General features: G+C 46.0%; 15 protein-coding genes. 13 read left to right on the top strand and 2 right to left on the bottom strand.

Features of this window, described 5'->3' with window-relative positions:
- Nucleotides 1-323: 323 nt before the first annotated feature.
- From AC6ESP_RS22460 to AC6ESP_RS22500, 9 genes are all read left to right on the top strand, one after another.
- Entirely contained in the window at nt 324-1,124 is an 801-nt protein-coding gene (locus tag AC6ESP_RS22460; RefSeq protein WP_497098971.1) for a polysaccharide deacetylase family protein, read from the top strand.
- A gap of 40 nt (nt 1,125-1,164) precedes the next feature.
- A complete protein-coding gene (locus AC6ESP_RS22465) occupies nt 1,165-2,427 on the top strand; it encodes a hypothetical protein (protein WP_497098972.1) in 1,263 nt (420 codons plus the stop codon).
- Nucleotides 2,428-2,439: 12 nt separating this feature from the next.
- Nucleotides 2,440-2,760, top strand: a complete 321-nt coding sequence (locus tag AC6ESP_RS22470) for a hypothetical protein (RefSeq protein ID WP_497098973.1) — start codon at nt 2,440-2,442, stop codon at nt 2,758-2,760.
- A 61-nt stretch (nt 2,761-2,821) separates the two neighbouring features.
- A complete protein-coding gene (locus tag AC6ESP_RS22475; protein ID WP_497098974.1) occupies nt 2,822-3,478 on the top strand; it encodes an HAD family hydrolase in 657 nt (218 codons plus the stop codon).
- A 16-nt stretch (nt 3,479-3,494) separates the two neighbouring features.
- Nucleotides 3,495-3,626, top strand: a complete 132-nt coding sequence (locus AC6ESP_RS22480; protein ID WP_497098975.1) for a hypothetical protein — start codon at nt 3,495-3,497, stop codon at nt 3,624-3,626.
- Between the two features lie 124 nt (nt 3,627-3,750).
- On the top strand, nt 3,751-4,497 hold the full coding sequence (locus AC6ESP_RS22485; RefSeq protein ID WP_497098976.1) for a hypothetical protein: 747 nt from the start codon (nt 3,751-3,753) through the stop codon (nt 4,495-4,497).
- 100 nt (nt 4,498-4,597) lie between these two features.
- Nucleotides 4,598-4,858 (top strand): excalibur calcium-binding domain-containing protein, encoded by a 261-nt coding sequence (locus tag AC6ESP_RS22490; RefSeq protein WP_497098977.1) that lies wholly within the window; start codon nt 4,598-4,600, stop codon nt 4,856-4,858.
- 623 nt (nt 4,859-5,481) lie between these two features.
- Nucleotides 5,482-5,796, top strand: a complete 315-nt coding sequence (locus tag AC6ESP_RS22495; protein ID WP_497098978.1) for a hypothetical protein — start codon at nt 5,482-5,484, stop codon at nt 5,794-5,796.
- A gap of 162 nt (nt 5,797-5,958) precedes the next feature.
- Complete coding sequence (locus AC6ESP_RS22500; protein ID WP_497098979.1) at nt 5,959-6,315, top strand: DUF6713 family protein; 357 nt, start codon at nt 5,959-5,961, stop codon at nt 6,313-6,315.
- 80 nt (nt 6,316-6,395) lie between these two features.
- Here AC6ESP_RS22500 and AC6ESP_RS22505 read toward each other — a convergent pair whose 3' ends face one another.
- Both AC6ESP_RS22505 and AC6ESP_RS22510 read right to left on the bottom strand, forming a co-directional pair.
- Nucleotides 6,396-8,405 carry a peptidoglycan D,D-transpeptidase FtsI family protein gene (locus AC6ESP_RS22505; protein WP_497098980.1) on the bottom strand — a complete coding sequence of 670 codons (2,010 nt, stop codon included), beginning with the start codon at nt 8,403-8,405 and terminating at the stop codon, nt 6,396-6,398.
- 269 nt (nt 8,406-8,674) lie between these two features.
- Entirely contained in the window at nt 8,675-9,550 is an 876-nt protein-coding gene (locus AC6ESP_RS22510) for an AraC family transcriptional regulator (protein WP_497098981.1), read from the bottom strand.
- A 133-nt stretch (nt 9,551-9,683) separates the two neighbouring features.
- On the opposite strand from AC6ESP_RS22510, the gene AC6ESP_RS22515 reads away from it, so the two are divergent.
- The 4 genes from AC6ESP_RS22515 (at nt 9,684) to AC6ESP_RS22530 (ending at nt 14,258) form a co-directional block, all read left to right on the top strand.
- Nucleotides 9,684-10,691, top strand: coding sequence for a glycoside hydrolase family 130 protein (locus tag AC6ESP_RS22515; RefSeq protein WP_497098982.1), 1,008 nt, complete (start codon nt 9,684-9,686; stop codon nt 10,689-10,691).
- A 46-nt stretch (nt 10,692-10,737) separates the two neighbouring features.
- Nucleotides 10,738-11,643: an ABC transporter permease gene (locus AC6ESP_RS22520; RefSeq protein WP_497098983.1), complete on the top strand. Its 906-nt coding sequence runs from the start codon at nt 10,738-10,740 to the stop codon at nt 11,641-11,643.
- 48 nt (nt 11,644-11,691) lie between these two features.
- Complete coding sequence (locus tag AC6ESP_RS22525; protein ID WP_497098984.1) at nt 11,692-12,564, top strand: carbohydrate ABC transporter permease; 873 nt, start codon at nt 11,692-11,694, stop codon at nt 12,562-12,564.
- Between the two features lie 83 nt (nt 12,565-12,647).
- Nucleotides 12,648-14,258, top strand: a complete 1,611-nt coding sequence (locus AC6ESP_RS22530; protein ID WP_497098985.1) for an extracellular solute-binding protein — start codon at nt 12,648-12,650, stop codon at nt 14,256-14,258.
- Nucleotides 14,259-14,348: the final 90 nt, after the last annotated feature.

Here is a 14,348-nt window from a genome sequence, read left to right on the forward strand (position 1 = left end):
ACTCTTCTGTATATTGATTACGTGGTTGTTTCTCCATACAGGACACCCCTTCTCGTTATTGTCATTATCCTCATACACTTAACGAGTGTCCACTTTTTATTCTAGCTGCAGGAATGCAGTCTAACTCCGTTAACAGCTTCTAAATCGTGTATAAGACTGTACAGTCTACAGTCTATTTTGTTGTGGCATGCTTCTACCTGAGCTCGTCACTCCTTTTTACTAAAAGCTCACTTTTCATCCATAGCTAATTTTACTATATAAGCCCAAAGTACACCCTTACGAAGCAGGTTTTGCTGCACAATACCTTGGAGGAGGATAATAGCATGCCGAGAATAGTCGTTTGTTTTCCGGAAGGCAAGCATAAAGCGTTAACGATGAGCTATGACGATGGAACGACTGCGGATAAGAGGCTAGTTGATATTTTTAATCGACACGGTATTAAGGGGACCTTTCACATCAATTCTGGTCTATTCGGAACGGGCAATCGCTTGACTGAAGAGGAGGCGGTTTCGCTCTACACAGGTCATGAGGTGTCGGCTCATACACTAACTCATCCAACGATTGCAAGAATCCCGAAGGAGCAGCTTGTCTATGAAGTGATGGAGGATCGCAAGAGGCTGGAGCAGCTGTTCGGCTGCACGGTCAGGGGCATGTCCTATCCGAATGGCTCCTTCAATAGGGAAATCAAACAAATGCTGCCGATGCTAGGTATTGAATATGCAAGAGTTGTTGAGAGTACGGGCAGCTTCGGAATGCCGGATGACTTCCATGAATGGAAGCCGACCTGCCATCATAATAAGCAATTAATGAACCATGCGGAAGCTTTTGTCAGCCTTCATAAAACGCAATATTTGTATCTCATGTACGTATGGGGCCACAGCTATGAGTTCGATCATGATAATAACTGGGAGCTGATCGAGCAATTTTGCGAATATACAGGAGGCCGCGACGATATTTGGTATGCGACTAACCTTGCAATAAACGACTATATGAACGCCTACCGTCAGCTTAAATTTTCTGCAGCGCTGGACTTTGTATACAACCCTACGGCAATCAGCATTTGGCTGAATGTGGATGGTCGTATTGTCGAAGTTGAAGGTGGACGCCAGATCACGCTTGTGTGATTCACCTATCAGTTATGCCTAACTATGGGGAGGATTAACAATGAAACAAGGAACGGCTTCAGCCATACAGCTTGGGGAGATCGATATTCGACTGGCAGGTCCACGCTGCAAAATGCTGCTAGGTGACTTGAATAGTGATGGACGGATCGAGCTGCTGCTCGTACAACCGGATAATCGGCAGGATGTAAGATATATTCCACATCAAGTGCAGTGTTTGACAGCTTTTGATCTGGAGGGCAATCGGCTGTGGCAGACTGGAACGCCTGACCCGGAAGCGGGAAGTCAAGGCTCAGATTATCCTGCTCAAATCTACGATATCGATGGTGACGGGAAGCTGGAAGTATTGTGCGTAATGGAGGATCGTTTTCATATTATTGATGGAGAGACTGGGCTTACGAAAAAGTCCTATGAGCTTCCTGATCCTCATGCTCACGATTGCATCATAATCGCTAATCTGACTGGTGGAGATTATGCCTCCGATATTATCCTGAAGGACCGTTATCATCGCATGTGGGCGCTCGATCGAAACTTCAATCTGCTGTGGACACATGAAGGCAATCCCGGACATTTTCCTTGGGTGTATGATCTGAATGGTGACGGCAAGGATGAGGTGATGGCTGGCTATGACCTGCTAAGCAGTGATGGACAGCTGCAGTGGAGCTGCAAGGAGCTGGAGGATCATGCCGACTGCATCTGGGTTGGTGATGTGAACGGTGACGGGGAGCCTGAGCTTGTCATAGGCGGCAGCGTCACGGTTATGTATGACCGACATGGCGCGGAGCTGTGGCGCTACGAGGGGTCGATTGAATCTCAGCATATTGCACTGGGCAAATTCCGTCCCGAGCTGCCGGGTCTAGAGATTGCAGGTCTGGATCGTCTTGTCCGCGAGGATGATGGCAAAGGGCTGAAAGGGAAAGACGCGATGTTTCTGCTTAACTCGGAAGGTCAAGAGCTGTGGAAAGAGGATCGCATAACAGATGGCTGGCTAACCATTGTTGAAACCGTAAGAGGGTGGGATGCGAGTGAGCAGGACTATATTTTAGCCTATCGCAGAGGCGGAGGCGTATTTCCTGCTTTGTATGATGGAGAGATGAACACAGTTGCGGAATTTCCTTCCCATGGCTATGCGGTTCATGCCGATCTGCTGGGAAGCGGAACGGAGCAGGTTATTATTTATAACGACGAGACGGCGGCCTTGTATGCAAGCGGGCAAGCTAATCTAGCGGACAAGCCATCTGGTCAACCGCTTAAGCAGACGAAGCGCATGTACAGCTCAACCTTATATCCAGGAGGCGAAATATAGAGATGCGGGGAGATGCGAATGAGCAAGCTGCCTTATTTTGCAGAAGAGGAAGCAATAACCGGTAGTACAGAGTCCATTCTTGAGACAGTTGCCAATCGATTCATTGGTTCTCATCCTAGGCGACTGCCGGTGTACCGGACATATTCGAGACAGGGCTTCCGCAAGGGGGCCGATTACCGGTATGAGATGAATCTAGAGGAACGTTGGGCGGAGCTTGCAGATGGGCAGTTCATCTATGTATGGGGCCGGCTGTGGCGGGATGAGGAGGGGGAGAGTCCATTCAGCATCAGCTGCTTCTCCCCTGCCAAAATTTTATATACAGGAAAATGTTGACAAAAGAAGCGGGCTATCCGATTATGATAGACAGCTGTCATAGAATTGGAGGAACGCACGAATGTCATTATCTCATATCCTATTTGATCTAGACGGTACGTTGACCGATCCCAAGCTTGGCATTACGAAATCGATACAGTATGCGTTAGCTAAGCTTGGCATTCCAGTTGATAATCTGGATACGTTGGAGCCTTTTATTGGGCCGCCGCTTATCGTGTCCTTTCAGGAAATCTATTCGTTCTCTGAGCTGGAGGCGAAGAAGGCGATCGACTACTATCGAGAGTATTTCACGGATCGAGGCATGTACGAGAATGAGGTGTATGTGAGGATTCCACAAATGCTGGAGCAGTTACAGAGGAGTGGGGTAGCCTTGCATGTCGCCACCTCCAAGCCGTCAGTTTTTGCGGAAAAGATACTGAAGCATTTCCAGCTGGATACCTATTTCGACTTCGTATGCGGCAGTAATCTCGATGGTACTCGTTCCGATAAAGCCGAGATCATTGCCCATGTTCTGGCTTCGAGAGCAATTGACAAGACTAGCACCATCATGATTGGTGACCGGAAGCATGATATCATCGGCGCCCAGAAGAACAGCATCGCTTCCGTCGGCGTTGGTTATGGCTATGGGAGTGATGAGGAGCTGCGGTTGGCGGCACCGAGTTATGTGGTTGGGACTGTGAGGGAGTTGGAGCGGTTATTGGTGGAGATGGTTGGTTAGGGTTAACATCTCAGTATTGATTGAAGAAGAGGGCAAGTCTTATTTTTCACCAATGGTGATTAAAAATCTCCTTTCACTAGGCTATTACAGCCTGGCGGAAGGAGATTTTTTTCAATATAGTAAAAAAAGCATTTACTCAATTTCATAATTTTATATATTATTAAAGGGAACCGGTTTCCTATAGAGCTTGAACTTCATCATGGCTGATTTCAACTTGGTTGCTGGAAGAAGGAAGGGATGATGCCATGCGATTCATGCAGACCATTATACTAATGGCTATACTCTTAGCGGCATGCCAGCCCTCAACAGCTACTGTGGATAAAAGCTTGATAGATCAGGCTAAGGGGCTGATGGAGAATCATCTCTGGTATTATGGTCCATACTCGGAGCTCTATTCTATAATAGAGGAGAAGGTCGATTATGAGATTTATAAGAACTCTAATGGATCTGATTTCACATTGATTACGAAGGATAAAGTAACCATCGACAATCAAGAGAAATTTATTTCTGTAGAATTTGGAACTGCGTTGTCCCAGCATGGATCAGACTTACCTGATATTACAGTTGGTGATAATAGACAAGATCTTGTAAGGGATGGTTATAAGCGCTTTGAGATAGTCATTATTCAAAACAATAGGATAGAAAAACCATTATATGAAGGTTCAGATTCCAAAACCTTTGATCTTCTAAATATGTTAAGTATCATTGGAATTCAGCTATCTAAAATGGAGCAATTTAATGGAGAGTATCATTTTTATGTGAAGGACTTCTACGAACAAGCTAAACTTAATGATATTCTCATTGAGGATGGAGAGCGTCAATGGATAGCTCGTACACGAGTAGACGTTGACAGGAACGACCCATCGATGGATCTAACATCCATACCTTTACATTCGTTGTCCGAAGTGAAGTCTGAGAAAATGAAGTATTATGTTAATCAAATTAAGAAAGCAGCTAATCATGAAGAAGTTATGAAATTACCTTTACAACCAAATTCAGGTGAGGACTATAAGCCGTAGTTATAGAAGCAGAGGTTGAAAAACCCTTCCTATTGAATAGTGGGTAGAATATAATGAAGTTCGACAGCTTATCGCAAAAGTTAGAATAGGGTGTGTTCGTATGAATAAGATTATTGTAATCGTTCTATCACTAAGTCTGGTATTCGGCTATTCAACAGAGGTAGCAGCAACCAAAGCAAAAGTCGTTACATATAAAAATTGTACGGAGCTTAACAAGGTGTATAAGGGCGGCGTTGCTCGTTCCTCTTCCGTCAAGAACAAAGGTGGAAAAACGAAATATAAGCCTTATGTTTCCCAAGCTCTTTATGATGCCAACAAAAAAAGCGACCGAGACAAAGATTTGATTGCATGTGAACGTTAGAGCTACAGCTTGAGCTCAGATCTTAGTAAAGACCTTTCCAATATGGGGAGGTCTTTTTGTTTAGTTGAAGTAGGCAGTTGCAATAAGCCGGAAAACAACCTAAGGAGCTCGAAGGATGGCTCTAACATAGGCGATAAGCGGAAAAACAGTGTTAGAGCGAGCCTATTCCACTCATGCCACCTGATGACATGAGTGGAATAGGCTCGTTACAGTTCAAGGACATAAATTTGGTTGCAGAGTGACAAAAAGTCTGATTATTCTAGTATAGAAAGGAGCCTCACTAGTGTTTGCATGGTTATTTGGAGCAAAATGTGCGGTATGTGGGAAGAAAGCGAAGGAAGCGCGGAGTTATCTGAATGATAAATGACAGCCGATCAAAATTTGCAGCAGCTGTGTTCCGTATGCGGAGAGAAGAGCATACAGAAATCGATAGAAGAGAAGTAGTTTATTCAACGATTTATGTATTAATATCCCCGGTAGGCATTTGCCAAGGAGGTATATCTCTCGCCCCCAATACCCTCGGAATATGGGAGGCCATCGCCTTCCATGTCAAGCGTACAGGCAGCATCTCCTTTCTCGGAATACAATAAGCTGTATTTCAAAATAGGAAGGGGATTTATACAGTGAACCGTAATAATTACTACAACTGGGGTAATAACGTTAGTAATAACATGGGTAATGTAGGCGGTGTGAATGAGGCTGGATTCTGTCCCGATTGTCCAACTCAGACCATCTATGATCCTCCAGTTGTACAATACGAGAATTACTACCATCCGCAGCTTGTGAATGTTGTTCAAAATATTGAAACGATCAAGCAGCATCATTGCTGCCCTGTCTATAAGCAGCATTATACGTTTACGGAGAAAAATGTGATGGTTTCGAGCGTAAATCGCAGAAAACATGTTAAAGCAACTTCCAAGAAACGTTCGAAAAGGTAGCCAACTCTGCCGATAAATGAAAGAATGACCTGTAAGAACAGCTGCTCATGAGTGAAGCGGCCATCTTACGGGTCATTCGCATGCCCTAGACTGTGACATAGAGTGTGGTAACATATAGTAATAAAATTGTAGGAGGTTTTTTGACTGCCTGATTTCTTGCTTGTGTTGTTTTTGATTAACTTATCTTTATTTCTGTTGCACGAAATGGATGCGATAAGACATTCAGAGTGGAGATTGTTTATCGTGCTTAAAGATATGGAAGATTCTAAAGCGTATAAAGTATTCACATTTATTCACCTTCCTCTGTATACATTAATACTCTCTCTACTTTTCAGTAAATATCAGACAATTACATTCTGGGTACTCGATCTATTTTTAATCATCCATGCCATTCTACACTTGTTTTTTGAGAAGCATCCCCGTAATGGATTTAAAAATACTTACTCAAGAATCATTATTTATTCAATGGGAGTCCTTGCGGCTCTTCATTTAATATTATTATCTAATAACGGATTGTAATAAAAAATAGGCAGTCTAGGACTTGATTTTCTAGTCCAAGGCTGCCGATTGTATTTTTACCAAGTCAGTCTACTTCTTTATTATCTTTGAGCATTAAGTGCCGTCTGCTCTGCCTTGGCAGGGACACCGCTTAGGCCGATCTCATCATCGTAAGCATCGAAAATCTGGCGGGCGATCGGCGCTGCGCCCCAGCCGCCGAAGCCGCCATCGGGAACGACTACGGCTACGGCTAGCTTAGGCTTGTCTGCTGGTGCGTAGGCGATGAAGACCGCATTCTCGGCAGTCCGCGTAGCGACCTGCTGCTCGGAGGTACCGGTCTTACGCATATAGCTGTATTTGAAGCCATCGAAGCCCTGCGACCCAACCTTGGACATGCCTTTCTCAATTTCCCTCCAATAAGCCTCCGGAATATCGATCGTATTCAGAACTTCTGGCTCATAGTGCTGCAGTATACTTCCGCTTTGTACAATCTTCTCCACGAATTGAGGCTTCAGTCTCGTCCCGCGATTAGCCAGCATAGCCGTATATTGGGCTAGCTGGAGCGTCGTGTAGCGGCCTTGCTGCCCGAAGGAGGCAAAGACGAGCGCAGATTGCGCGCTAGCATTCTTACTCTCGTTAAAATATTCAATAATGCCCTCCTGCTCCCTCGGCAGTCCGCTGCCGGTAAGAACACCAAGCCCGAATTGTTTCATATAATCATCCCAGATATCAACACCTTTTTTACCATCACGCATATACAATTTGTTGCCAATCATGGCCGCCATAAAAGGATTAGAGGAATTCGTTATAGCGGTAGCAGGAGTAAGACTGCCATATACATGCTGCGATGCATTGCTAATAGCTCGTTCATGACCCTTCGCGCCAAAGTAAAACACACCGGAGTCTGTATAACGGGTAGAGGTTGTAATCAGCCCCTCATTGAGACCAACTAATACGGTCAGTGGCTTAAGCGTAGAGCCCAGAGGCACGAGGGAGGAAGGATGTCTGTCCAGCTCCTCCTGAGTTGCATACTGGGGATACACCTGCCGAATCGTCCCGTTATTCATGACGAACTTAATGCTGTCCAGCTCTTTCTGAGAGATGCTGCCTCCCAGCCAAATATTTGGGTCATAATCTGGCATGCTCGCCATCGCAATGATCTTGCCCGTATCGATTTCCATGGCAACAGCGTAACCAATCTTTGCATCAGGAGCTCGTTCCGCTTTGAGTGTGGAGTTCCTAATCTTGGTCAAATGGCTCATGATAGCGTCTTCGGTTCTGAGCTGCACGTTCTTATTAATCGTTAAATAAATGTCCGCACCCTTCGTAGGATTCGTGATCTCCATCGGTCCGATAATTTCTTCTCCGCTATTAATAGGGAATTTCTTGATTCCATTCATTCCACGGAGAACGTCCTGATACATATATTCCAGACCGTCAGTTCCTACTTCTTCATCTTCCAAATATTGTAGACTAGCATCTTTTTCCTCACTGATCTTTTTATAAAAGGGCATCGTTTCCCTAACGCCTTTGTATTTCTTCAAATAGCCGACAAGCTGAACAGCGATGGTGTCCTCACTGTAGTGCCTGATGCTTTCCTCCATAATTTCGATGCCAGGGAACGAAGCTTTATTTTGCATAATAACGGCTATCTCCGCTTGCGTCAGACCAGACTTAAGACGCCTAGGAGTCGATATATTATTCATTCTAAAGAGAAGATCCATCTGTCTAATAATGTCTTCTTCCGTCATTATTTTGTCTGGATCGCCATATTCACGGAATATATCGGCAAGGGCAAATGCGAGTGCAACATGCTCGTCCTCAGTCGTTTTTCTGGATATGGTGAAATACAAGGATTGTGTGGAAGAAGAATAAGCGATGACTTGATTGGTAGAATCATAAATATTGCCGCGAATCGGGGCAATCTTGACTTGGCGTGTCTGCTTATCACTGCTCTTCGAGCTTAACGCAGGGCCTTCTACGAATTGCAAAATAGCTAATCGCAATATTAATAGGCTGAATAGGGCAAACACAACGAAGAAAAAGACGTTCATTCTAAAAAAGAATTGTTTCTGATTGACGATTGGGTTGTTCTGCGGACGATCATTCACGGCTATCACCTATTTTCTGAAGTAAGAGAATCATAGTAAACACGCCTATATTTATTCATATTTTCCATAAAACACCTAGCTTTAATTGTAGCATATATAATCATCCTCATAAGATATTTTAGCGAAAATAAGAGAGGTTCTCACATTTTTGTCACAATTTATGAATCAGCAGAAAATAGTACAAATAAAAAGATGCTGCTAGAGTGGCCGAACACTCTTGCAGCATCTATTCGCATGTTCTATCTCGTTGCCTGTACTACTGCCATGAATTAGGCATTAAGCTTGGACTCACGATATTCGGTCGGAGTAATCCCTTTATATTCTCGGAAGAGTCGACCGAATACGTTGTATGAGCTGAAGCCAACCTCGAGTGCAATCTCAAGAATGCTCATGTCAGTTGCACTGAGCAGGCCGCATGCGTGGCGAATTCGGATGGTATGGAGTAGATGGAGGAAGTTGATGCCGGCATGTTTTTTGATCTCGACGCTCAGCCTTGAAGGTGGGATGCGGAAATGCTCTGACAAGCCAGTCAGCGACAGATCGTCGCGGTAGTGGTAATGGATGTACTCGATGACTGGCCAGATCGAGCCGCTGCCTGCAAGATAGGCTCGTTCAACGGTAATCATGCCCTGTTGAGTCACCCGAGTGCGTTGGAACAGCATCAATATTTCGTGGAGCTTCAAGATGAGCAGCTCGTTGCGGAAGGCATAGGCTTGGTTGTATTCGTTATAAAGGCTGGTCAGCAGCTTCTCGAACTGCAGCAGCTCTTCGTTCTCTAGGTGAAGGAAAGGCTGCTGATTGTCTGTGAGCAGCGATTGCAAGTAAGGGGAGCCGGATTTGGTCGACGATACGAGCAGCTCCATAGCGAACATGCAGTTGAACAGCCGGATCGGAGTAGAAGAATACGTCACGATATCATGAATCTGATAGGGCAGCAGCATCGTGAATGTGCCTCGTCTCATCGGATGACGTATACCGTTGATCGTCTCATGCCCTTCACCCTCGATGACAAGCGAGCACTCCAGGAAATCATGGCGATGTGCAGGAAAGGTACTGCGGACTTCATTAATAGAAACATAGAAAGGAAAGTCGGCCGAAATCATCTCGTAGTCGGACAAGTCTTTGTTCATCGGATAAATCGTCATGATGAACCCTCCCAAAATTCAGTGAAAAACTAGTGTGTTGATATAAATTTTTGCACTATTCACGGTCAGATTATACCATAAAATGTGTTTGTAAGCGCTACAAATTCCACAGTCAATCAAGGAGGATTTCTATATGCTATTACCGCCAATCGGCCTGATCGGTGAACTGTCTTCAAGCCCGATCATGCTTCGTCATCCCAACAATCCGATTCTTACTAGGGAGGACGTTCCCTACAAGCCGGCACTGGTATTCAATGCAGGTGTAACCAAATTCCAAGGCCAATACGTCATGGTGTTCCGCAATGACTATGGTCAGCCAGATAAGCAGGTGCTCTCTTCGTTCGGCACGACGAACCTGGGCCTCGCATTCAGCCGGGACGGCATTAAATGGGATGTAAGGCCGGAGCCGATCTTCGATCTGAAGTCGAATGAGATCATCCGTAGCTATGATCCGCGGTTAACCGTTATCGACAGTCGCTGCTACATGTGCTTCGCAGTCGACACGCTGCATGGCATTCGCGGTGGAATCGCTGTAACCGATGACTTTGAGCATTTTGAAGTCATTAGCATGAGCTCGCCCGATAACCGGAATATGGTGTTGTTCCCTGAGAAGGTTGGTGGACGGTACGTCCGGCTGGAGAGACCGTTCACGATCTACAGCCGTGAAGGTCAGGAACGGTTCGACATTTGGATATCGGATTCTCCCGATCTGAAGGACTGGGGCAACTCTGAGCTGCTCCTCCCGGTGGAACGCGTACCGTTCGCGAATGCGAAGCTGGGTCCGGCAGCACCGCCAATTAAGACGAAGAAGGGCTGGCTGACGACATTTCATGCCGTCGATATTGATCCGTCCCGCGGCAAGAACGGCTGGGAGGATACCTGGAAGAAAAGGTATTCCGCAGGACTGATGCTGCTTGATTCCGATAATCCTCACAAAATTATCGGCCTATATGAGGAACCACTGCTTGCGCCGAATGCCCCTTACGAGAAGGAAGGTGGATTCAGAAACCATGTCGTGTTTCCGGGAGGCATGATCTTGGAAGATACGGGTGAGGTGAAAATCTATTACGGAGCAGGCGACACCTATGAATGCTTGGCTAGCGCGCATCTGGACGATCTGCTCGCCCTAGTTCTGAAATAGTCTGTTCGTTCAAAGGATGGAGGTGTGCACCTTGTTAGCTACAAACATGAAAAAGTCATTTCGCTATCTGAACAAAAAGAAATATTTGTATCTGCTGCTCCTTCCCGGCATTATTTATTTTCTCGTATTCAATTACGTGCCGATGTACGGTGTAATAATTGCTTTCAAGGATTTTAACTTCGCCAAGGGCATTTGGAACAGCTCATGGATCGGCTTCGAGAACTTCAGATACATGTTCGGGCTGAGCGACTTCTACACCGTATTCTGGAACTCCCTCTATTTAAGCTTCCTGAAGCTTATTATCGGATTTCCGTTTCCTATTATTCTGGCTTTATTCCTGAATGAAATGAGGAACCGGACCTACCAGAAGATTACGCAAACCATCATTTATCTTCCGCATTTCATCTCTTGGGTCGTTATCGGAGGCATACTGGTTAACTTCTTGTCTCCATCCTGGGGTGTACTCAATCTGTTTCTGAAGCAGCTCGGCATCGAGCCGATCTTCTTCCTGGCCGACAACGATTATTTCCGTCCGCTAGTGGTGCTAAGCAGTATTTGGAAGGACTCTGGCTGGGAGAGTATTATCTACTTGGCCGCGATCGTTGCTATTAATTCAGAGCTGTACGAAGCAGCAAGCATCGACGGCGCCAGCCGTCTGCAGAGACTATGGTATATTACGATACCTAGCATCAAATCGACCATTATCATATTGCTCATTTTACGACTTGGTCACATCATGAATAACGGCTTCGAGCAAATCTTCGTGCTTCAGAATCCGATGAATCTAGGCGTCTCCGAGGTGTTTGAAACGTACGCCTACCGAGTAGGCATACTCGGCGGAAGGTTCTCCTTCGGTGCAACTGTAGGCCTGTTCACCTCCGTTATTGGACTGATCTTCTTGCTCGCAAGCAACCGAATCGCGAAGCTGATGAAGGAAGACGGGATATGGTGATGCGGACCTGCGCAGCCTGCAGCATCTCGACAAGGGGGGAGTTTACCTGTGAATATCAGATCCAGGGGAGATAAGCTATTCGACATTATTAATTACACATGTATTACGTTGTTCGCGCTCGCCTGCCTTTTTCCATTCTTTTATGTAGCCGCTTTCTCGGTTACACCTTACAGCGAATATTTGGCGAATCCGCTTAAGCTGATTCCAAGTCGACTAGAGTTCAGTGCATACACCCAAATATTCAAGATGGATCAGTTGTGGACCGGGTACCGGAATACGATCATCATTACCGTGCTCGGCGTGTGCATCAACATTTTCCTCATGATCATAACCGCGTACCCGCTCTCGAAGCGGGATTTGAAGGGCAGAGGCATCGCTCTAGTGCTCATTACGTTCACGATGTTTTTCAATGGCGGACTGATTCCGAATTTTTATTTGATCAAATCGCTCGATCTGTATAACACGCTGTGGAGCCTTGTACTGCCTAATGCGCTTGGCGCTTACAACCTGCTGCTGATGAAAAACTTTATCGGGAACATTCCCCCGAGCCTGGAAGAGTCAGCATCCATTGACGGTGCGAACGAGCTAAGAATTCTGTTCCGGATTATCGTTCCTTTATCGAAGCCTGCGATTGCCACGTTCGTCATTTTCCACGCGGTGACGCAATGGAATACGTTCTTTAGCGCCATCATCTACACGTCCAAGAGAGAGCTGTGGCCGCTAATGCTGATCGTCAGGGATATGGTCGTCGACAGTGGTGGTGTCACGAAGGACTTGATGGATACGGGAGCCTCCGGGGTGACCGAGTTCACGATTAAGATGGCCATAATCATATTCTCCACGCTGCCGATCATCACGGTCTATCCGTTCATGCAGAAATATTTTATGAAGGGTATTCTCGTAGGCTCGATCAAAGGATAAGGGTATACGCTTGGCGTTTCTATCGATTAAATCTGCGGTTGTCCGCGGTTTAATATAATACGATGATCAAAGGGGAGAAGGACATGGTTACAAAAAGGTATCGTAACGTAAAAACGCTCATTTCCTTGCTAATTCTGGCAATGGCGCTTACGGCGTGCAGCTCGGGTAACAACGGCAGCAACATAAATGACAGCGGCACGAGCACACCGCAATCGACGAATAAAGCTACGGATGAGCCAGAGGTCAAACAACCGGTCACGATCAAAATGTTCAACAGGGTCAATGCAGAGATTGTTCTCAAAGATAATCCAGTTATTGCAGAGGTCGAGAAGCTCGCGAATGTGAAGCTGGAAATCGAGGCGCCGCCAATCAATAACTACGTCGACAAGCTGCAAGTGCTTATGGCATCCGGCGATCTTCCTGACGTGATCTACAACTGGGGTACTGCAGGCAATGGCGCCGATGCGAATATGGAGAAGTGGGCACAGAATGGCCTGCTTGAGCCTCTCGATGATAAAATCAGCAATTATCCCAATCTAATGAAAAATATTACGCCGGACATGTGGAATGCGGTCAAATCAGTCAACGATGGCAAGACGTACATTATTCCAAGAACGAATGTCGTTAACCACTGGGGCTATATGATTAACCAGCAATGGCTGGATAAATTGAAGCTGCAAGCGCCAACGACGCTAGATGAGTTGACCAATGTGTGCAAGGCGTTCACTGAGCAAGACCCTGACAGTAATGGCCAGAAGGACAGCTATTGCTTAAGCTTCTCTGGACCAGATCTGGGACGCAATACGATATGGAATGCTTCGAACTTCCTGACTGCTGCCTTCGGCCTTCCAGTTGTAGACGGGGTGAAGGATGCAGACGGAACGTACAAGATCAGAGAGAAAATGTCCGGCTATCTGCCTTACTTGACGTACTTGAAGAAATTGAACGATGAGAAGCTGATCGATCCAGAATTCCTAATTAACAAAATTTACGTCGATCAAGAGAAGCTGAATCAGAACCGTGTAGGTATCATCTATGCGCATCAATATACGGTGCTGGGCAACATTAGCAAAGACCCGGATTCTGACAAAAAGTATACGTATCATGGTGTATTGAAGGATGCGAACGGTGTCGCAGCAGACTGGGTTACGCCTGCCATGTGGGGCGGCTGGATGATCCCGAAAGGTTCGAAAAACGTGGATGACGTACTGGCCTTCCTCGATTGGGGCAATACAGCAGAAGCAAACGCATTATTCCAACTGGGAGTGAAGGGCGTTACTTATGACAGCTATGATCCGGCTACGAAAGCCTTCTCGCGTACCGACGAGCAGACGACTTTGTTGTCTACAATAACGAGCCCTTACATGACACCTGCCAATGCGGTTAATGGAGATGGTGCTTCCATTGCTAACGCAAACACTCCTGAGCGGCTAGAGTTGTATAAATCACAGCTGGACACAGCGCTCGGACAAATGACTACAGTGAATGTGCCTGCCGTCAGAGCGCCGAAGATCGCGAGCTTGAACAGCACCATTCCGGATCTGGTGAAGAAGAAGGACGATAACGAGATCAAATATATTACAGGTGCTATCAATGAGCAGCAATTCAAGGATTTCTTAGAGAAGGAATGGTACCCGGCTACGGCGGATGCAGAAGCTGAATATGTGGCCTTCATGTCTTCTTTGAGCAAATAACATCAAGTAATGGCTTCATTGCCGCAGCCTATACCCGCAAATCGAGCATAGGTCTCTCACGAATGGGAATGATCGGCGTTATGGTTAGCG

This window comes from Paenibacillus xinjiangensis (genome assembly GCF_059686975.1).